This is a genomic window from Cognatiluteimonas sedimenti (assembly GCF_022808325.1).
In the GTDB taxonomy this organism is placed as follows: Bacteria; Pseudomonadota; Gammaproteobacteria; order Xanthomonadales; family Xanthomonadaceae; genus Cognatiluteimonas; species Cognatiluteimonas sedimenti.
Window position 1 is genome coordinate 298,257 of sequence record NZ_JALGCL010000001.1, and the last position, 14,792, is coordinate 313,048.

General features: G+C 70.2%; 16 protein-coding genes. 15 read left to right on the plus strand and 1 reads right to left on the minus strand.

What is annotated here, in order from left to right:
- The first annotated feature begins 43 nt into the window (after positions 1-43).
- The 3 genes from MQC88_RS01465 to MQC88_RS01475 are packed head-to-tail and all read left to right on the plus strand — an operon-like array spanning position 44 to position 3,590.
- On the plus strand, positions 44-595 hold the full coding sequence (locus MQC88_RS01465) for a GNAT family N-acetyltransferase (RefSeq protein WP_243318569.1): 552 nt from the start codon (positions 44-46) through the stop codon (positions 593-595).
- On the plus strand, positions 592-1,245 hold the full coding sequence (locus MQC88_RS01470) for a glutathione S-transferase family protein (RefSeq protein WP_243318570.1): 654 nt from the start codon (positions 592-594) through the stop codon (positions 1,243-1,245). Before MQC88_RS01465 ends, MQC88_RS01470 begins: the two co-directional genes overlap by 4 nt.
- 44 nt (positions 1,246-1,289) lie before the next feature.
- Entirely contained in the window at positions 1,290-3,590 is a 2,301-nt protein-coding gene (locus MQC88_RS01475) for a thiamine pyrophosphate-dependent enzyme (RefSeq protein WP_243318573.1), read from the plus strand.
- A 10-nt stretch (positions 3,591-3,600) separates the two neighbouring features.
- Here the strand turns inward: MQC88_RS01475 and ygfZ are convergent, their stop codons facing one another.
- On the minus strand, positions 3,601-4,467 hold the full coding sequence (gene ygfZ / locus MQC88_RS01480; protein WP_425491518.1) for a CAF17-like 4Fe-4S cluster assembly/insertion protein YgfZ: 867 nt from the start codon (positions 4,465-4,467) through the stop codon (positions 3,601-3,603).
- A 39-nt stretch (positions 4,468-4,506) separates the two neighbouring features.
- Here ygfZ and MQC88_RS01485 point away from each other — a divergent pair, with 39 nt between their 5' ends.
- From MQC88_RS01485 to MQC88_RS01540, 12 genes are all read left to right on the plus strand, one after another.
- Entirely contained in the window at positions 4,507-4,683 is a 177-nt protein-coding gene (locus MQC88_RS01485; RefSeq protein ID WP_243320195.1) for a DUF1674 domain-containing protein, read from the plus strand.
- Positions 4,684-4,751: 68 nt separating this feature from the next.
- Positions 4,752-5,144, plus strand: a complete 393-nt coding sequence (gene sdhC, locus MQC88_RS01490; RefSeq protein WP_243318577.1) for a succinate dehydrogenase, cytochrome b556 subunit — start codon at positions 4,752-4,754, stop codon at positions 5,142-5,144.
- Positions 5,141-5,536 (plus strand): succinate dehydrogenase, hydrophobic membrane anchor protein, encoded by a 396-nt coding sequence (gene sdhD / locus MQC88_RS01495; protein ID WP_243318579.1) that lies wholly within the window; start codon positions 5,141-5,143, stop codon positions 5,534-5,536. Before sdhC ends, sdhD begins: the two co-directional genes overlap by 4 nt.
- Positions 5,537-5,542: 6 nt before the next feature.
- Entirely contained in the window at positions 5,543-7,333 is a 1,791-nt protein-coding gene (gene sdhA / locus MQC88_RS01500) for a succinate dehydrogenase flavoprotein subunit (RefSeq protein ID WP_243318581.1), read from the plus strand.
- 106 nt (positions 7,334-7,439) lie between these two features.
- Positions 7,440-8,276 (plus strand): succinate dehydrogenase iron-sulfur subunit, encoded by an 837-nt coding sequence (locus MQC88_RS01505; RefSeq protein WP_243318583.1) that lies wholly within the window; start codon positions 7,440-7,442, stop codon positions 8,274-8,276.
- 76 nt (positions 8,277-8,352) lie between these two features.
- On the plus strand, positions 8,353-8,772 hold the full coding sequence (locus MQC88_RS01510; protein ID WP_243318585.1) for an MAPEG family protein: 420 nt from the start codon (positions 8,353-8,355) through the stop codon (positions 8,770-8,772).
- Entirely contained in the window at positions 8,769-9,026 is a 258-nt protein-coding gene (locus tag MQC88_RS01515) for an FAD assembly factor SdhE (protein WP_243318587.1), read from the plus strand. The genes MQC88_RS01510 and MQC88_RS01515 overlap by 4 nt, the downstream gene beginning before the upstream one ends.
- Complete coding sequence (locus tag MQC88_RS01520; protein ID WP_243318588.1) at positions 8,977-9,429, plus strand: hypothetical protein; 453 nt, start codon at positions 8,977-8,979, stop codon at positions 9,427-9,429. Before MQC88_RS01515 ends, MQC88_RS01520 begins: the two co-directional genes overlap by 50 nt.
- A 24-nt stretch (positions 9,430-9,453) precedes the next feature.
- Positions 9,454-10,710: a lipoprotein-releasing ABC transporter permease subunit gene (locus MQC88_RS01525; protein ID WP_243318590.1), complete on the plus strand. Its 1,257-nt coding sequence runs from the start codon at positions 9,454-9,456 to the stop codon at positions 10,708-10,710.
- A gap of 19 nt (positions 10,711-10,729) precedes the next feature.
- Positions 10,730-11,455 (plus strand): lipoprotein-releasing ABC transporter ATP-binding protein LolD, encoded by a 726-nt coding sequence (gene lolD / locus MQC88_RS01530; protein ID WP_243320198.1) that lies wholly within the window; start codon positions 10,730-10,732, stop codon positions 11,453-11,455.
- A 2-nt stretch (positions 11,456-11,457) separates the two neighbouring features.
- On the plus strand, positions 11,458-13,896 hold the full coding sequence (locus MQC88_RS01535) for a DNA internalization-related competence protein ComEC/Rec2 (protein WP_243318592.1): 2,439 nt from the start codon (positions 11,458-11,460) through the stop codon (positions 13,894-13,896).
- A 214-nt stretch (positions 13,897-14,110) separates the two neighbouring features.
- Positions 14,111-14,788, plus strand: a complete 678-nt coding sequence (locus tag MQC88_RS01540; protein ID WP_243318594.1) for a MotA/TolQ/ExbB proton channel family protein — start codon at positions 14,111-14,113, stop codon at positions 14,786-14,788.
- Positions 14,789-14,792 lie beyond the last annotated feature (4 nt).

Here is a 14,792-nt window from a genome sequence, read left to right on the forward strand (position 1 = left end):
GCCCGTGGGCGAAAGTGCCAGACGGGCGGATGAGGGGGTTCCCTTGGCCGAAAGCATCCAACTCGAAACCGAACGCCTGATCCTGCGGCAACCGCGGATCGGCGACTTCGAGCGCTACGCCGAACTGCTGGGCGACGCGCAGGCCGCCCGCTACATCGGCGGCCAGCTGTCGCGCGCCGCGGCCTGGCGCCGCTTCCTGCAGATGCCGGGCGCATGGTCGCTGCAGGGCTTCGGCATGTTCTCGGTGGTGGACAAGGCGAGCGGTCGCTGGCTCGGTCAGATCGGCCCGTGGAAACCCGAAGGCTGGCCGGGCAACGAGGTCGGCTGGTCGTTCCATCCCGATGCCTGGGGTAGGGGTTATGCCACCGAAGCCGGCGCGGCCGCGATCGGTTGGGCGTTCGACAACCTCGGTTGGGACGACATCATCCATTGCATCCATCCCGACAACCGTGCCTCGCAGCAGCTGGCGATGCGTTTCGGTTCGCGCAACCTGGGGCCGGCGCGGTTGCCGGCGCCCTACGAGGATTCGCCCAACGAGATCTGGGGGCAGGGCCGCGACGAGTGGCGCGCGCGCCGAGTCGGGGCGGCGGCATGATCACGGTCTACGGCTTCTCCTCGTCCGGCAACTGCCACAAGCTGAAATTGCTGCTGGCACAGCTTGGTCGCAGGCTCGACAAGGATTACCGCTGGATCGAGATCGACAGCAGCCGCGGCGAAACCCGCACCCCGGCGTTCCTGGCGAAGAATCCCAATGGGCGGGTGCCGCTGATCGAACTGGACGATGGTCGCCGGATGGCCGAATCCAACGCGATCCTGTGCTGGCTCGCCGAAGGGACGCCGTACTTCACCGGCGATGCCTGGCAGCGCGCCCAGGCGCTGAGCTGGATGTTCTTCGAGCAGTACAGCCATGAGCCCTGCATCGCGGTGGCGCGCTTCATCCGCGGCTGGACGCCGGCCGGTTCGCCGCGCCGCGCCGAGTTGCCGAACCTGCGCGAACGCGGCCACCAGGCGCTGGCGGTGATGGAGCGGCACCTGCTGTCCGCGCCCTGGTTCACCGGCGTGGACTACGGCATCGCCGACATCGCGCTGTTCGCCTACACCGACGTGGCCGGGGAGGGCGGCTTCGACCTGGCGCCGTACCCGGCGATCCGCGACTGGCTGGCGCGGGTCCGGGCGACGCCAGGGTTCGTGCCGATGCCGCCGCCGTCGGCCGAGGCCGCGGCCCGCATCGCAAGCACCGATTGATCCGATTTCCCTGAGCGTTGCCGGCAGGCAGCGCGGAGCCCCCGATGTCCGCCACCTCCAAGCCCATCCCCGCCCGCATGCGCGGCCTCAACCGCGCCGAGATCTGCGACGTCAACTTCCAGGAATTCGTGCGCGACTGGCGGCCCCATGACGGCATGGGCGGGCCTGGCACCCGGCCCGCGGCCGGCGAAGCCATCCTCCATGGCAGCGCACTGGACGCGCGCGGCTTTCGCGAACTGTTCGAGTCGCAACTGGTCAGCCGCCACCTCGACTTGATGGCGCGGGTGCTGCGGGTGCAGAACAAGGTCTTCTACACCATCGGTTCCAGCGGCCACGAGGGCAACGCGATGGTCGCGCGGCTCACGCGCCACACCGATCCGGCGTTCCTGCACTACCGCTCCGGCGGCTTCATGGCCGAGCGCTTCCGCAAGCTGCCGGGCATGGATCCGGTGATGGATTCGGCGCTGTCGTTCGCGGCATCGAAGGATGACCCGGCCAGCGGCGGCCGCCACAAGGTCTGGGGCAGCAAGCCGCTATGGGTCCTGCCGCAGACGTCCACCATCGCCTCGCACCTGCCCAAGGCCTTCGGCACCGCGATCGCGATCGAGCAGGCGCGCCGCATCGGCCACCAGCTGCCGATCCCCGACGACAGCATTGCGATCTGCTCCTTCGGCGATGCGTCCAGCAACCACGCCACCGCGCAGACCGCGTTCAACGCCGCCGCATGGACCGCGTACCAGAAGCTGCCGGCGCCGGTGCTGTTCGTGTGCGAGGACAACGGCATCGGCATTTCGGTGAAGACCCCGGACGGCTGGGTGGCGCGCAATTTCGCGCAGCGCGCGGACCTGGACTACTTCGCCGCCGACGGCCTCGACCTTGCCGCGGGCTACGGCGACGTGGAGCGCGCGGTCGAGCACTGCCGCCGCACCCGCCGCCCGACCTTCCTGCACCTGCGCACGACCCGGATCATGGGCCACGCCGGCACCGACTTCGAGATCGAATGGCGTTCGATCGAGGAGTTGTGCGCGGTCGAGGCGACCGACCCCCTGTTGCGCAGCGCGGCGATCGCGCTCGAGTCGGGCCTGATGTCGAAGGACGAAGTCCTGGCACTGTACGAGGACACGCGCAGGAAGTGCTTCGCCGCCGCCGAGGAGGCCGATCGGCGTCCGCGACTGTCCTCGCTGGAAGAGGTGATGGCGCCGCTGGCGCCGTACACCCCGGACGCGGTCAAGGCCGAGGCCGGGCGCGTGCCCGCGCGCGAGGCACGGATCAAGGCTTTCGGCGGAGAAGCGAAGCTGCCGGAAAAGCAGCCGGCCAGGCACCTCGCCATCCAGATCAACCAGGCCCTGCACGACCTGTTCGCCAAGTACCCCGAAGCATTGCTGTTCGGCGAGGACGTTGCCCAGAAGGGCGGCGTGTACACGGTCACCAAGGGGCTGCAGAAGGCCTTCTCGGGTCGGCGCGTATTCAACACGCTGCTCGACGAAACCGTGATCCTCGGCCTGGCGCAGGGCTTCGCCAACATGGGCATGCTGCCGCTGCCGGAGATCCAGTACCTGGCCTATTTCCACAACGCCGCCGACCAGATCCGCGGCGAGGCCGCGAGCCTGCAGTTCTTCAGCAACGACCAGTACCGCAATCCGATGGTGGTGCGGATCGCATCGCTCGGTTACCAGCGCGGCTTCGGCGGGCATTTCCACAACGACAACTCGATCACCGCGCTGCGCGACATCCCCGGCCTCGTGGTCGGCTGCCCGTCGCGCGGCGACGACGCCGCGACCATGCTGCGTACGCTGGCGGCGCTCGCCAAGGTCGACGGGCGCGTGTGCGCGTTCCTCGAGCCGATCGCGCTGTACATGGCCAAGGACCTGTACGCGCCGGGCGACGGCGGCTGGCTTACCGAGTACCCGGCGCCCGACCAGGCGATGCCGCTGGGCGAGGGCAGGGTCTATCCGTCTTCGTCCAAGCGGCGCGGCGACGACGACCTGGTGATCTTCACCTTCGGCAACGGCGTGCCTATGAGCCTGCGTGCGGCCCGTGCCATCGAAGCGAAACACCAGTGGAAGGTGCGCGTGGTCGACCTGCGCTGGCTGGTGCCGCTCAACGAGGCCTTCATCCGCGAGCAAGCGGCCAGCGCCAGGCGCATCCTAATCGTCGACGAAGGCCGCCGCAGCGCCGGGGTCGGCGAGGGCATCATCACCGCCATCGTCGAGGGCGGCTACGGTGCGCGGCCGTTCCGGCGCGTGGTCGGCGCCGACACGTTCACGCCGCTGGCCGGCGCAGCGTTCCTGGTGATCCCGTCGGACGAACAGATCATCGCCGCGGCCGACAGCCTGGCGGCATGATCGCGGCGGGCTAGGCGCGCGCCAGCCCGTCGCGCAGCGCGCGTTCGCGCACGGCCACGCCGGCGACCGCGAGCGTGGCAGCCGGATTGCGTTCCAGCGGCAGCACCGCCAGCGCAAGTCCGCCGACGCTGCTCACGATCGTGCCGAGCGCGCGTTCGCCGTCGCCCACCTCGCTGCCCACGAGCAATGGGCCGTCGGCATCCAGCAGCGCCAGCCCACGCTTGGCCTGGCCAAGGAAATGCGTGCGCGCGACGATTTCCTGGCCCGGGTAGCAGCCCTTCTTGACGCTGTAGGCCTGCAGCCGGTCCAGCGACAACTGTTGCGGCGTCCATTGCCCGGCCTGGGTGTCGCCCAGTCGCGGCAACCCGTGCTCGAGGTCGAAGGCGGTCCAGCGGGTGGCGAAGTCCGCATCGTCGGCGTTCGCTACGTGCGTGTCGATGCGCAGCGTGCGCGGGCCGCCTTCGCCGCCGAAATCCAGTTCCAGCCCGTGTTCGGCGCCACCATCGATGCCTGACTGCGACGCGCGCACCGGCGCGGCGAACGCACCCGCGACGCACAGGTCGTCGCGTACGGCAAACGCGACCTTGCTGCGGAAGACGTAGCGCTGCAGTTGCGCGGCCAGGGCTACCGGGTCGGCATCGGGCAGCAGCAGCCACAAGGTCTGCTCGTCGAGCTTGAGCAGCGCGAACAGCGCCAGCAGCCGCCCTTTCGGCGTCAGCCAGCCGTTCCATTGCCAGTGCCCGGGCGCCAGGCCGGCAACGTCATTCATCCATTGCGCCTGCGCGAACGCGGCCGAATCCCGGCCGGACAACGCCAGGACACGATGGCCGGGCAGGGGCCGGAAGGCGTCCCGGGCAGGCTGCGGGTTGTCGGACATGGGGGCGGGACTTAGACTTGCGGGGCTGTGAACACGATCATGATAGGCCAAACCCCCACCGAGCCCGATGCGGTCGATTCCGCCGTCGCGCCCGGCGACCCTGCCGCGATCGCCGTCCCGGACACGCCAGTGGCAGAGGAAATCGGCGGCCGAGGCGGCCTGGATCCGGTCCGTTACGGCGACTGGGAAAAGAACGGCCGCTGCATCGATTTCTGAGCTTTTCGAGAACGCTGTTCCGATTGTCCGCGGCGCCCGCGCCGCCCCAACGCAAGGACGAGCCGCGCATGGCGACCCGCGAACGCCCCCTGTCACCGCATCTGCAGGTGTATCGCTGGCAGATCACGATGGCCATGTCGATCCTGCACCGCGCCAGCGGCGTGATCCTCTGCGTCGGCGCATTCGCCCTGGCCTGCTGGCTGCTTGCGGTCGCCGCCGGCGGCGAAAGCTACCTGCGCGCGGCCGACCTGCTGGCGTCGCCGCTGGGCATGCTGCTGCTGTTCGGGTTCTCGCTGGCGCTGGTCTACCACCTGCTCAACGGCATCCGCCACCTGTTGTGGGACGCGGGAATGGGCTTCGAGATCCCCGAGTTCTACCGCTCCGGCTGGACCGTGGCGGTGCTGACCGTGATCCTGACCGCGGCGATCTGGTTCGCTGCCCTGCAGGGAGGTGCGGCATGAACGCGCGCCACGACGACTTCCGCAATCCGCTGCAGCGCGCGCGCGGGCTGGGGTCCGGCAAGACCGGCACCGGCCATTTCTGGTGGCAGCGCGTCACCGCGATCTTCCTGGTGCCGCTGGTGGCCTGGCTGCTGGGCCTGCTGGTGTCGTTCGTCGGCGCCGACCTGGCCACGGTGCAGGTGGCGATCGCCCGCCCCTGGAACGCGATCGCGCTGTCGCTGTTCGCGATCCTGCTGTTCTGGCACGCCAAGCTCGGCCTGCAGGTGGTGATCGAGGACTACGTGCACGCGCGCGCCGCCGAGATCGCGCTGCAGCTGGTCGTTACCCTGGCCTGCGTGCTCGGCGCGCTCGCGTCGCTGTACGCGATCGGCCGTATCGCATTGCTGGCCTGAGACGACATGACAACCGCATACAAGATCACCGAACACAAGTACGACATGGTCGTGGTCGGCGCCGGCGGCGCCGGCCTGCGCGCCACCTTCGGGCTGGCGCAGAAGGGCCTGCAGACGGCGTGCATCACCAAGGTGTTCCCGACCCGCTCGCACACGGTGGCCGCCCAGGGCGGCATCTCCGCGGCGCTGGGCAACATGGGCCCGGACGACTGGCGCTTCCATTTCTACGACACGATCAAGGGCTCGGACTGGCTCGGCGACCAGGACGCGATCGAGTACATGTGCCGCGAGGCGATCCCGGCGATCATCGAGCTCGAGCACCAGGGCGTGCCGTTCTCGCGCACCGAGGACGGCCGGATCTACCAGCGCCCGTTCGGCGGCATGACCACCGACTACGGCAAGGGCACCGCGCAACGCACCTGCGCCGCCGCCGACCGCACCGGCCACGCGATCCTGCACACGCTGTACCAGCAGTCGCTCAAGCACGACGCGCGCTTCTTCGTCGAGTACTTCGCGCTCGACCTGATCATGGACGAGCACGGCGCCTGCAAGGGCGTGCTGGCGCTGGACATGAGCGAGGGCACGCTGCACCTGTTCCGCGCCCACGGCACGGTGCTGGCCACCGGCGGCTACGGCCGCGCCTACTTCAGCTGCACCTCGGCGCACACCTGCACCGGCGACGGCGGCGGCATGGCGCTGCGCGCCGGCCTTGGCCTGCAGGACATGGAGTTCGTGCAGTTCCATCCCACCGGCATCTACGGCGCCGGCTGCCTGATCACCGAGGGCGTGCGCGGCGAAGGCGGCATCCTGCGCAACGCCAGTGGCGAGCGCTTCATGGAGCGTTACGCGCCCAACGCCAAGGACCTGGCCTCGCGCGACGTGGTCAGCCGCGCGATGACCCTGGAAATCCGCGAAGGCCGCGGCGTCGGCGAGCACAAGGACCACATCCACCTCGACCTGACCCACCTCAACCCGGCCGACATCCACGAAAAGCTGCCCGGCATCGCCGAGAGCGCGCGGATCTTCGCAGGCGTCGACGTCGAGAAGCAGCCGATCCCGGTGATCCCGACCGTGCACTACAACATGGGCGGCATCCCCACCAACTACCACGGCGAAGTGGTGCAGCTGCGCGGCGGCGATCCTGACGCGGTGGTGCCGGGCCTGTACGCGATCGGCGAGGCCGCCTGCGTCTCGGTGCACGGCGCCAACCGCCTGGGCTCCAATTCGCTGCTCGACCTGGTGGTGTTCGGCCGCGCGGTTGCCAACCGCTGCGCCGAGACGATCAAGCCCAGCCAGCAACACGGCCGCCTCGCCGGCGACGCCTGCGACCGTTCGCTGGCCAACCTGGACAAGGTTCGCAACGCGAACGGCAGCACCCCGACCGCGGTGATCCGCGACCGGATGCAGCGCACGATGCAGGCCGACGCCGCGGTGTTCCGCACCGGCGAGACCCTGGCCGAGGGCGTGTCGAAGATCCGCGACATCCATGCCTCGTTCGCAGACGTGCGCGTCAGCGACCGCTCGCTGGTGTGGAACTCCGACCTGGTCGAAACCTTCGAGCTGCAGAACCTGCTTGGCCAGGCGCTGGCGACGATCACCTCGGCCGCCAACCGCACCGAGTCGCGCGGCGCGCATGCGCGCGAGGACTTCCCGGAGCGCAACGACGGGGAGTGGATGAAGCACAGCCTGTGCCGGGTGGGCGAGGACGGCAGCACCAGCATCGAGTACCGCCCGGTCCATCTCTACACCCTCGACGACGATGTCGGGGTGGTGCCGCCCAAGCCGCGCGTGTATTGATTTCCGTGGTTGCCGGCCCGCCTTCGACGATTCGCATGAAGATCCGTTGCACCGCGACCCCGCTTCCGGCGACCAGCCACCACCATTGACGGATCACGGAATCCCCATGGCCCAATTCAAGCTCCCGAAGAATTCGCAGGTCACGCCGGGGCGGCGCTACGCCGCGCCGGACGGCGCCACCCGCACGCGCGAATTCAAGATCTATCGCTGGAGTCCGGACGACGGCGAGAACCCGCGCCTGGACACCTACGAGATCGACCTCGACAAGTGCGGGCCGATGGTCCTGGACGCGCTGATCAAGATCAAGAACGAGGTCGACCCGACGCTGACCTTCCGCCGTTCCTGTCGCGAAGGCATCTGCGGCTCGTGCGCGATGAACATCGACGGCACCAACACGCTGGCCTGTATCTGCGCGATCGAGGAGGCCGGCGAACCGCAGGGCGCGCTCGATCCTTTGCCGCAGAGGCCGGCGGTCAAGGGCAAGGGCGCGGTGGCGATCTATCCGTTGCCGGCGATGCGGGTGGTCAAGGACCTGGTCCCGGACATGACCCACTTCTACGCGCAGTACGCGTCGATCAAACCGTGGATCCGCACCCAGAGCGCGCCGCCGCCGGACCGCGAGCGGCTGCAGTCCAAGGAGGACCGCGCCAGGCTCGACGGGCTGTACGAATGCATCCTGTGCGGGTGCTGCACCGCCGGCTGCCCCAGCCACTGGTGGAACGGCGACCGCTACCTGGGTCCCGCGGTGCTGCTGCAGGCCTATCGCTGGATCGTCGACAGCCGCGACGAGGACACCGGCGCGCGCCTGGACGACCTCGAGGATCCGTTCAAGCTGTATCGCTGCCACACCATCCTGAACTGCACGCGCACCTGCCCGAAGGGCCTGAACCCGGCCAAGGCGATCGCGGGCATCAAGCAGCTCATGCTCGAGCGCCGCGGCTGATCGCCGCGGCTGCAATGCGCTCCCCGATCCACCGGGGAGCAGGCGCCCCCCGCGGGCGGACCAGGAGCGTTCCCGGATGACCCACGCCATCTTCCTTCCAGCGGTGGCGCTCGTCGCCCTGACGTTCGTCGTCTGGCTGCGGATGTATTTTTCGCGCATCGGCGAGATGAAGCGCGAACGCGTCCATCCGCAGGCGGTGGCGACTTCGGCACAGATGGCCGCGCGCCTGCACGACACCCGCGCCGCCGACAATTTCCGCAACCTGTTCGAGCTGCCGGTGCTGTTCTACCTGGCGCTGGTGGTGGCCGCGCTGACCGCGCAGGCAAGCGTCCCGGTGCTGGTGCTGGCATGGCTGTTCGTGGCCCTGCGCGTCGTCCACAGCGCGATCCACTGCGGCTACAACAAGGTCATGCACCGCTTCCTGGCATACCTGGCCGGCGGCATCGCCTTGTGGTTGTTGTGGGCCGTGCTGGCCGTCGGCCTTCTGCGCGCATGAGCCAGGCCGAAGACGCGATCGAGCTGCGGCGCCTGCGCTGGCGCTGCCGCCGCGGCATGCGCGAACTCGACGACCTGCTGGTGCGATGGCTGGAGCGCGAGTGGGCGTCGGCTTCCGAAGAAGGGCGCGGCGTTTTCCTACGCCTGCTGGACTGCGAGGACGATAGGCTCTGGCGCTGGTTCCTCGGCCATGAAACCGCTCCCGATGCCGCACTCGATGCACTGGTCCAGTACATCCGCACCCTGCCGCCTTGAGTGGCGCCCTTCGCGCTGGGTGATCGGCGCGCAATGTCTGCTGGCGGTACTGGCGCCATGGGCCGTGCTCGGCAGCGAAATGCCGCGCGTGGCGGCTTGGCCGCTGGCGGGGATCGCCTGCGCCTGCGGCGCATGGGTGGCACGGCGCGAGGCCGGCAAGGCGGCGCGGCAACTCTCCTGGCCTCCGGGCGACGCACCGGTCCTTCTGGACGGGCAGCCATTGCAGTTGGCCGAGCTGCACTGGCGCGGTCCGCTCGCGTTCCTGCGCTGGCGTGGCCCCGATGGCCGGGTTGGCCGCCTGGACTGGTGGCCGGACACGCTGCCCTCGGCGCGGCGGCGTGAACTGCGGCTGGCCGCGCGGGCGCGCACGGCTGCGCGGCCAGCGGCATCAATGGCACCATAGCCGCTGCCTCGTCGAACCGAGCCCATGTTCAAGCCCATCCCCGTCGCCATCGGCCTGCGCTATCTCCGCGCCAAGCGCCGCAACGGTTTCATTTCCTTCATTTCGATGGCCTCGATCCTCGGCATCGCGATCGGAGTCGCCGCGCTGATCACCACGCTGGCGGTGATGAGCGGGTTCCAGCGCGAAATCCGCGACCGCATGCTGGAAATGGCCGCCCATGCCACCGTGACCGCCGACGGCGACGCGATGCAGCACTGGCAGCAGGCGGTCGCCACGGCAGGCAGCGACAAGCGCGTCGCCGGTGCCGCGCCGTACGTCGAAACCCAGGCCCTGCTCGCCGGCCCGCGCCGGCAGCCGGCGATCGTTCGCGGCGTGGTCCCCGCCGACGAAGGCAAGGTTTCGGTGCTGGCGCAGAAGATGGTGCAGGGCAAGCTCGAGCAACTGGTCCCCGGCAGCTACAACATCGTGCTCGGGCGCGAACTGGCCACCTGGCTCGGCGTCGGCGTCGGCGACAGCGTGGTCGTCACCACCGACTTCCAGTCCACGCCGATGGGCGCGATCCCGCAGCTCAAGCGCTTCACCGTCAGCGGACTGTTCGAGGCCGGCTACCAGGAATACGACCGCGGCCTGGCCGTGGTCAGCATGCGCGACCTGCAGCGGCTCACGCGCATGGGCGATGGCGTCACTGGCGTGCGCCTGCGCATGCACGACATGGACATGGCCTTCGACGTCGCCCGCGACCTGGCGCTGCGGCTCCGTGGCCTGGGCCTGGACCAGGTCTATCGCGTGACCGACTGGCAGCAGGAAAACGCCAACATGTTCCGCGCGCTCAAGCTGGAGAAGACGATGATGGCGATCCTGCTGTCGCTGATCATCGCCATGGGCGCGTTCAACCTGGTGTCCTCCCAGGTCATGCTGGTGACCGACAAGCAGGCCGACATCGCGATCCTGCGCACGCTGGGGCTGTCGCCGCGCGGGGTGATGCAGGTGTTCATGGTGCAGGGCTCGATGATCGGCGTGATCGGCACCGTGCTGGGCGTGGTCGGCGGCATCGTCCTGACCCTGAACCTGGAGCACATCCTGCGCGCGATCGAACGCGTGCTCGCGGTGCAACTGATGCCCGAGGACGTGTACTACATCACCGGCCTGCCGACCCAGCTGGAAGCCAGCGACGTGACCATCATCGCCATCGTGGCGCTGGCCATGGCGTTCCTGGCGACCATCTACCCGGCCTGGCGCGCGGCGCGGACCGCACCGGCGGAGGCCTTGCGCTATGAGTAGCCCTGATCCGCGATCGACCATGGCTGGCCTGGAGGGTCCGGAGCACGTGCATGCGGGCGAGGTGGTGCGCGCGGAGAAGCTCGCCAAGACCTATGCCGAGGGCACGTTGCACACGCCGGTGTTCAATGGCCTGGACTTCAGCGTGCGCGCCGGGGAGACCGTCGCCATCCTCGGCGCCTCCGGCGCCGGCAAGAGCACGCTGCTGCACCTGCTCGGCGGGCTCGACACGCCCACCGCGGGCGAGGTCTACGTTTCCGGGCAGAAGATGAGCGCGTTGTCGGATGCCGAGCGGGGCCGCCTGCGCAACCGCGCACTCGGATTCGTCTACCAGTTCCACCACCTGCTGCCGGAGTTCACCGCGCTGGAGAACGTGATGCTGCCGGTGCTGCTCAGCGGCACCGCGGTGGCCGACGCCTCTGCGCGCGCGCAGGCGCTGCTGGAATCGGTCGGCCTCGGCCATCGCCTGCAGCACAAGCCCGGGGAACTGTCCGGTGGCGAGCGCCAGCGCGCCGCGGTGGCGCGGGCGCTGGTCAACAGGCCGGCCTGCGTGCTCGGCGACGAACCCACCGGCAACCTCGACGAGAAGACCGCGGCGACCGTGTTCGAGCAGATGCTCGAGCTCAATCGCGCGCAGCGCACCAGCCTGGTGCTGGTGACCCACGACCGCAGGCTGGCGCGACGGCTCGACCGCGTGCTGGAACTGCACGAAGGCCGGCTCAGGGAATTGCCGCCAGACGAGGTGTAGCAATGGACAACGCGGCAAGGACGCCGCCGGATCTCTCCCCGCAGGCCGAAGCTGGCCCGCTGGCGACCCCGCCATTGGGCCCGTCGGTGGCGGCGGCCCTGCTGGCGGGCGTGGTCGTGTGCCTCTGGCTGCCGGCGCTGCCGGCTTGGCCGTGGCTGGCACTTGCATTCGTGGTCGGGTTCGCCACGTGGTTGCGTCCGCCGCGAGCGGGAACGCGCATCGCCGGTGCGCTGCTGTGCGGGGTCGCGCTGGCCGGGCTGCATGCCGCCGTGGCGCTGGCTTTGCAGTTGCCCGCGACGCTGGAGGGACACGACTTCGCGGTCAGCGGCAGGATCGTCGAACTGCCGCGCCACGAACCGCGGCGCACGCGATTCCTGTTTCGCGTCGATGGCGACGCCTCGCAACCCGCGGCGTTGCGCGCTCGCCTGTTGCAGTTGTCGTGGTACGACGATCGCGATGCCGCGGCCCTGCACATCGCCGGCCCGCGGCTGCAACTGCAGCCTGGCAGCCACTGGCGGTTGCCGTTGCGGTTGCGCGCGCCGCGAGGCCTGCGCAACCCTGGCACCATCGACAGCGAAAAGCGGGCACTGGCCGACCGCATCACCGCCACCGGATACGTCCGCGATCCCGATGCCGCCCGGCAGCTTCAACGCGGGCGCGGCCTGGACGCCTGGCGCGGCCGCATGTCGGCGCGGATCGCGCGCGCGGTGCCGTCGCCATCCTCGCGGTTCGTGCGCGCGCTGGCGCTGGGCGACACCCGCGCGCTCGACGATGCCGACTGGGAATCGCTGCGCGCAATCGGCCTGACCCACCTGATCGCGATCTCCGGCTTCCACGTCGGCCTGGTCGCCGGCTTCTTCGCATTGCTGGCGACCGCGGGGTGGTGGTGGCTGCCGTCGCTGGGGCGGCGCCTGCCGCGCGCCCATGCCGCCGCACTCGCTGCGCTGGCAGGCGCGATGGGCTATGCGGCGATCGCGGGTTTCGCGCTGCCGACCGTGCGCACGCTGCTGATGATCGGCGTGGTGGTGGCCGCGCGCCTGCTGCGGCGCGCGCAGCGCGCGGTCGATGCGCTGGCGCTGGCCGCGATCGCCGTGCTGGCGGTGGATCCGTTGTCGGTCCTGGCGCCGGGGTTCTGGTTGAGCTTCGCCGGCGTCGCCTGGCTGCTGTGGTGCCTGCCGCAGGCCGCGGGACGCACGTGGCGCGCGAGGCTGCGCGAATTCCTCGGCGCGCAGGCGGTGGCGACGGTCGGCCTGCTGCCGCTGACGGTGGTGCTGTTCGGGCAAGCCTCGCTGGCCGGGCCGCTGGCGAACCTGGCCGCGATCCCGTGGTGGAGCCTGGTAGTGGTGCCGCTGGCGCTGTGCGGCACCGCGCTGGAAGCGCTGCATGCGGGCGCCGGCAGCTGGGCGTGGCGGCTGTCGGCCTCCGCCTTCGACCTGTCCTGGCCATGGTTCGAGCGCCTGGCGCACAGCCCGCTGGCGTTGTGGTGGCTCCCGCAACCGGCGTGGTTCGCGCTGCCGTTGGCGCTGGCCGGCGGATTCTGGCTGCTGCTGCCGCGCGGGCTGCCGGGCAAGCCGCTGGCGCTGCTGCTGTGGCTGCCGCTGCTGTGGCCGCAACGCGGCCTTCCCGAAGAAGGCGGGGTGGAGGTCGTCGTCGTCGATGTCGGCCAGGGCCTGTCGGTCCTCGTGCGCACGGCGCGGCATGCGCTGTTGTACGACACCGGGCCGGCGCAGCCGGAAGGCTTCGATGCCGGCGAGCAGGTGGTGGTTCCGGCCCTGCATGCGCTGGGCGTGCGCCAGCTCGATGCAGTCGTGGTGAGCCACGGCGACAACGATCATGCAGGCGGTTTTCGCGCGGTTGCACGCGTCTTCCCGCCGCGGCTGTCGCTGACGCCGGCCGGCGCGCCGCCCTTGCCGCAGGGACATGCCTGCATCGCGGGCACGCACTGGCGCTGGGACGGGGTCGAGTTCCGGTTCCTGCATCCGGTGCGCGATTTCCCCTACCTGGACAACGAATCCAGCTGCGTGCTGCGGGTCGAGGGCGCGCACGGCGCGGTGTTGCTGGCCGGCGACATCGGCGAGGTGATCGAGCGCGACCTGTTGCGACGCGACCGCGCGGGCGTGCGCACGCAGGTGGTCCTGGTCGCGCACCATGGCAGCCACGGATCCTCGGACCGCGACTTCGTCGCCGCGACCGGCGCGCGCTGGGCGCTGGTGTCGGCGGGCTATGGGAACCGATTCCACCATCCCGCCCCCGATGCCGTCGCGCGCTGGCGCAATGCCGGTGCGCAGGTACGCGCCACCCTGGACAGCGGTGCACAGCGCGTGCGCCTGGATCCGACCGGGATCACGTTCGGCGGCGAGCGCGCCACGCATCCCCACCTGTGGGATGCCGCCGCACGCCGCGACGGCCCGGCCCGGAAAGGGCCGGAAACGTCCGGATAAGCGATCGTCGACCCGGGGGCAGTTACGCGCCTGACTTCCAGGCAGGCCATGCCCCGCGGCCCCGTCCTGATCGTCAAGGCGATCGTTCCGTAAGCACGCGTGACTGCTCCCACGGCGCGTGACGGGGCCCGATTCCACCGGGTGTGTGAGATCGCCGCCGCGCGGCTATCCTATCGACCGGAACGAAGGTGGCCGCAAGGCCGGAGGATCGCGCGTGCTGGAACTGGTGAAGGCTGGCGGCTGGCCGATGATCCCGCTGCTGCTGCTGTCGGCGGTGGGGCTGGCGATCGTCGTCGAGCGCTTCTGGACGCTGCGGCGCAAGGCCGTGCTGCCTCCCGGCCTCGGCGGCGAGGTGCGGGCCTGGGCCGCACGCGGCAAGCTCGATCCGGCGCACATCGAATCGCTGCGCGGCACCTCGCCACTTGGCGCGTTGCTGGCCGCGGCGCTGGATGTGCGCCAGCGCCCGCGCGACCAGGTGCGCGAACGCATCGAGGACGTCGGCCGCCACCTCGTGCACCGCATGGAGCGCTACCTCAACAGCCTTGGCACGATCGCCGCGGCCGGGCCGCTGCTGGGCCTGTTCGGCACCGTTGTCGGCATGATCCAGATGTTCCTCGGCATTCTCGACCACGGCGTCGGCGACGTGAACCAGCTGGCCGGCGGCATCGGCAAGGCGCTGGTGTGCACCGCCACCGGCATGATCGTCGCGATCCCGGCGTTGATGTTCCATCGCTATTTCCGCGGCCGCATCGCCGGCTACATCGTCGACATGGAGCACGAGGCGATCCAGCTGCTCGACACCCTCGACGCCCGCGGTCCCGGCCTGCGCCCCGCCTCGGCACAGGTCGCGCCGGGCGCGCACGGCATCACGCCGCCGCTCGATGCGAGCTGAGGCC

What these genes read in the sequence shown, in the direction of transcription:
- MQC88_RS01470 (WP_243318570.1), top strand. Translation starts at nt 592, where the DNA reads ATGATCACGGTCTACGGCTTCTCCTCGTCCGGCAACTGCCACAAGCTG.
- MQC88_RS01475 (WP_243318573.1), top strand. Translation starts at nt 1,290, where the DNA reads ATGTCCGCCACCTCCAAGCCCATCCCCGCCCGCATGCGCGGCCTCAAC.
- ygfZ (WP_425491518.1), bottom strand. Translation starts at nt 4,467, where the DNA reads ATGTCCGACAACCCGCAGCCTGCCCGGGACGCCTTCCGGCCCCTGCCC.
- MQC88_RS01485 (WP_243320195.1), top strand. Translation starts at nt 4,507, where the DNA reads ATGATAGGCCAAACCCCCACCGAGCCCGATGCGGTCGATTCCGCCGTC.
- sdhC (WP_243318577.1), top strand. Translation starts at nt 4,752, where the DNA reads ATGGCGACCCGCGAACGCCCCCTGTCACCGCATCTGCAGGTGTATCGC.
- sdhD (WP_243318579.1), top strand. Translation starts at nt 5,141, where the DNA reads ATGAACGCGCGCCACGACGACTTCCGCAATCCGCTGCAGCGCGCGCGC.
- sdhA (WP_243318581.1), top strand. Translation starts at nt 5,543, where the DNA reads ATGACAACCGCATACAAGATCACCGAACACAAGTACGACATGGTCGTG.
- MQC88_RS01505 (WP_243318583.1), top strand. Translation starts at nt 7,440, where the DNA reads ATGGCCCAATTCAAGCTCCCGAAGAATTCGCAGGTCACGCCGGGGCGG.
- MQC88_RS01510 (WP_243318585.1), top strand. Translation starts at nt 8,353, where the DNA reads ATGACCCACGCCATCTTCCTTCCAGCGGTGGCGCTCGTCGCCCTGACG.
- MQC88_RS01515 (WP_243318587.1), top strand. Translation starts at nt 8,769, where the DNA reads ATGAGCCAGGCCGAAGACGCGATCGAGCTGCGGCGCCTGCGCTGGCGC.
- MQC88_RS01520 (WP_243318588.1), top strand. Translation starts at nt 8,977, where the DNA reads ATGCCGCACTCGATGCACTGGTCCAGTACATCCGCACCCTGCCGCCTT.
- MQC88_RS01525 (WP_243318590.1), top strand. Translation starts at nt 9,454, where the DNA reads ATGTTCAAGCCCATCCCCGTCGCCATCGGCCTGCGCTATCTCCGCGCC.
- lolD (WP_243320198.1), top strand. Translation starts at nt 10,730, where the DNA reads ATGGCTGGCCTGGAGGGTCCGGAGCACGTGCATGCGGGCGAGGTGGTG.
- MQC88_RS01535 (WP_243318592.1), top strand. Translation starts at nt 11,458, where the DNA reads ATGGACAACGCGGCAAGGACGCCGCCGGATCTCTCCCCGCAGGCCGAA.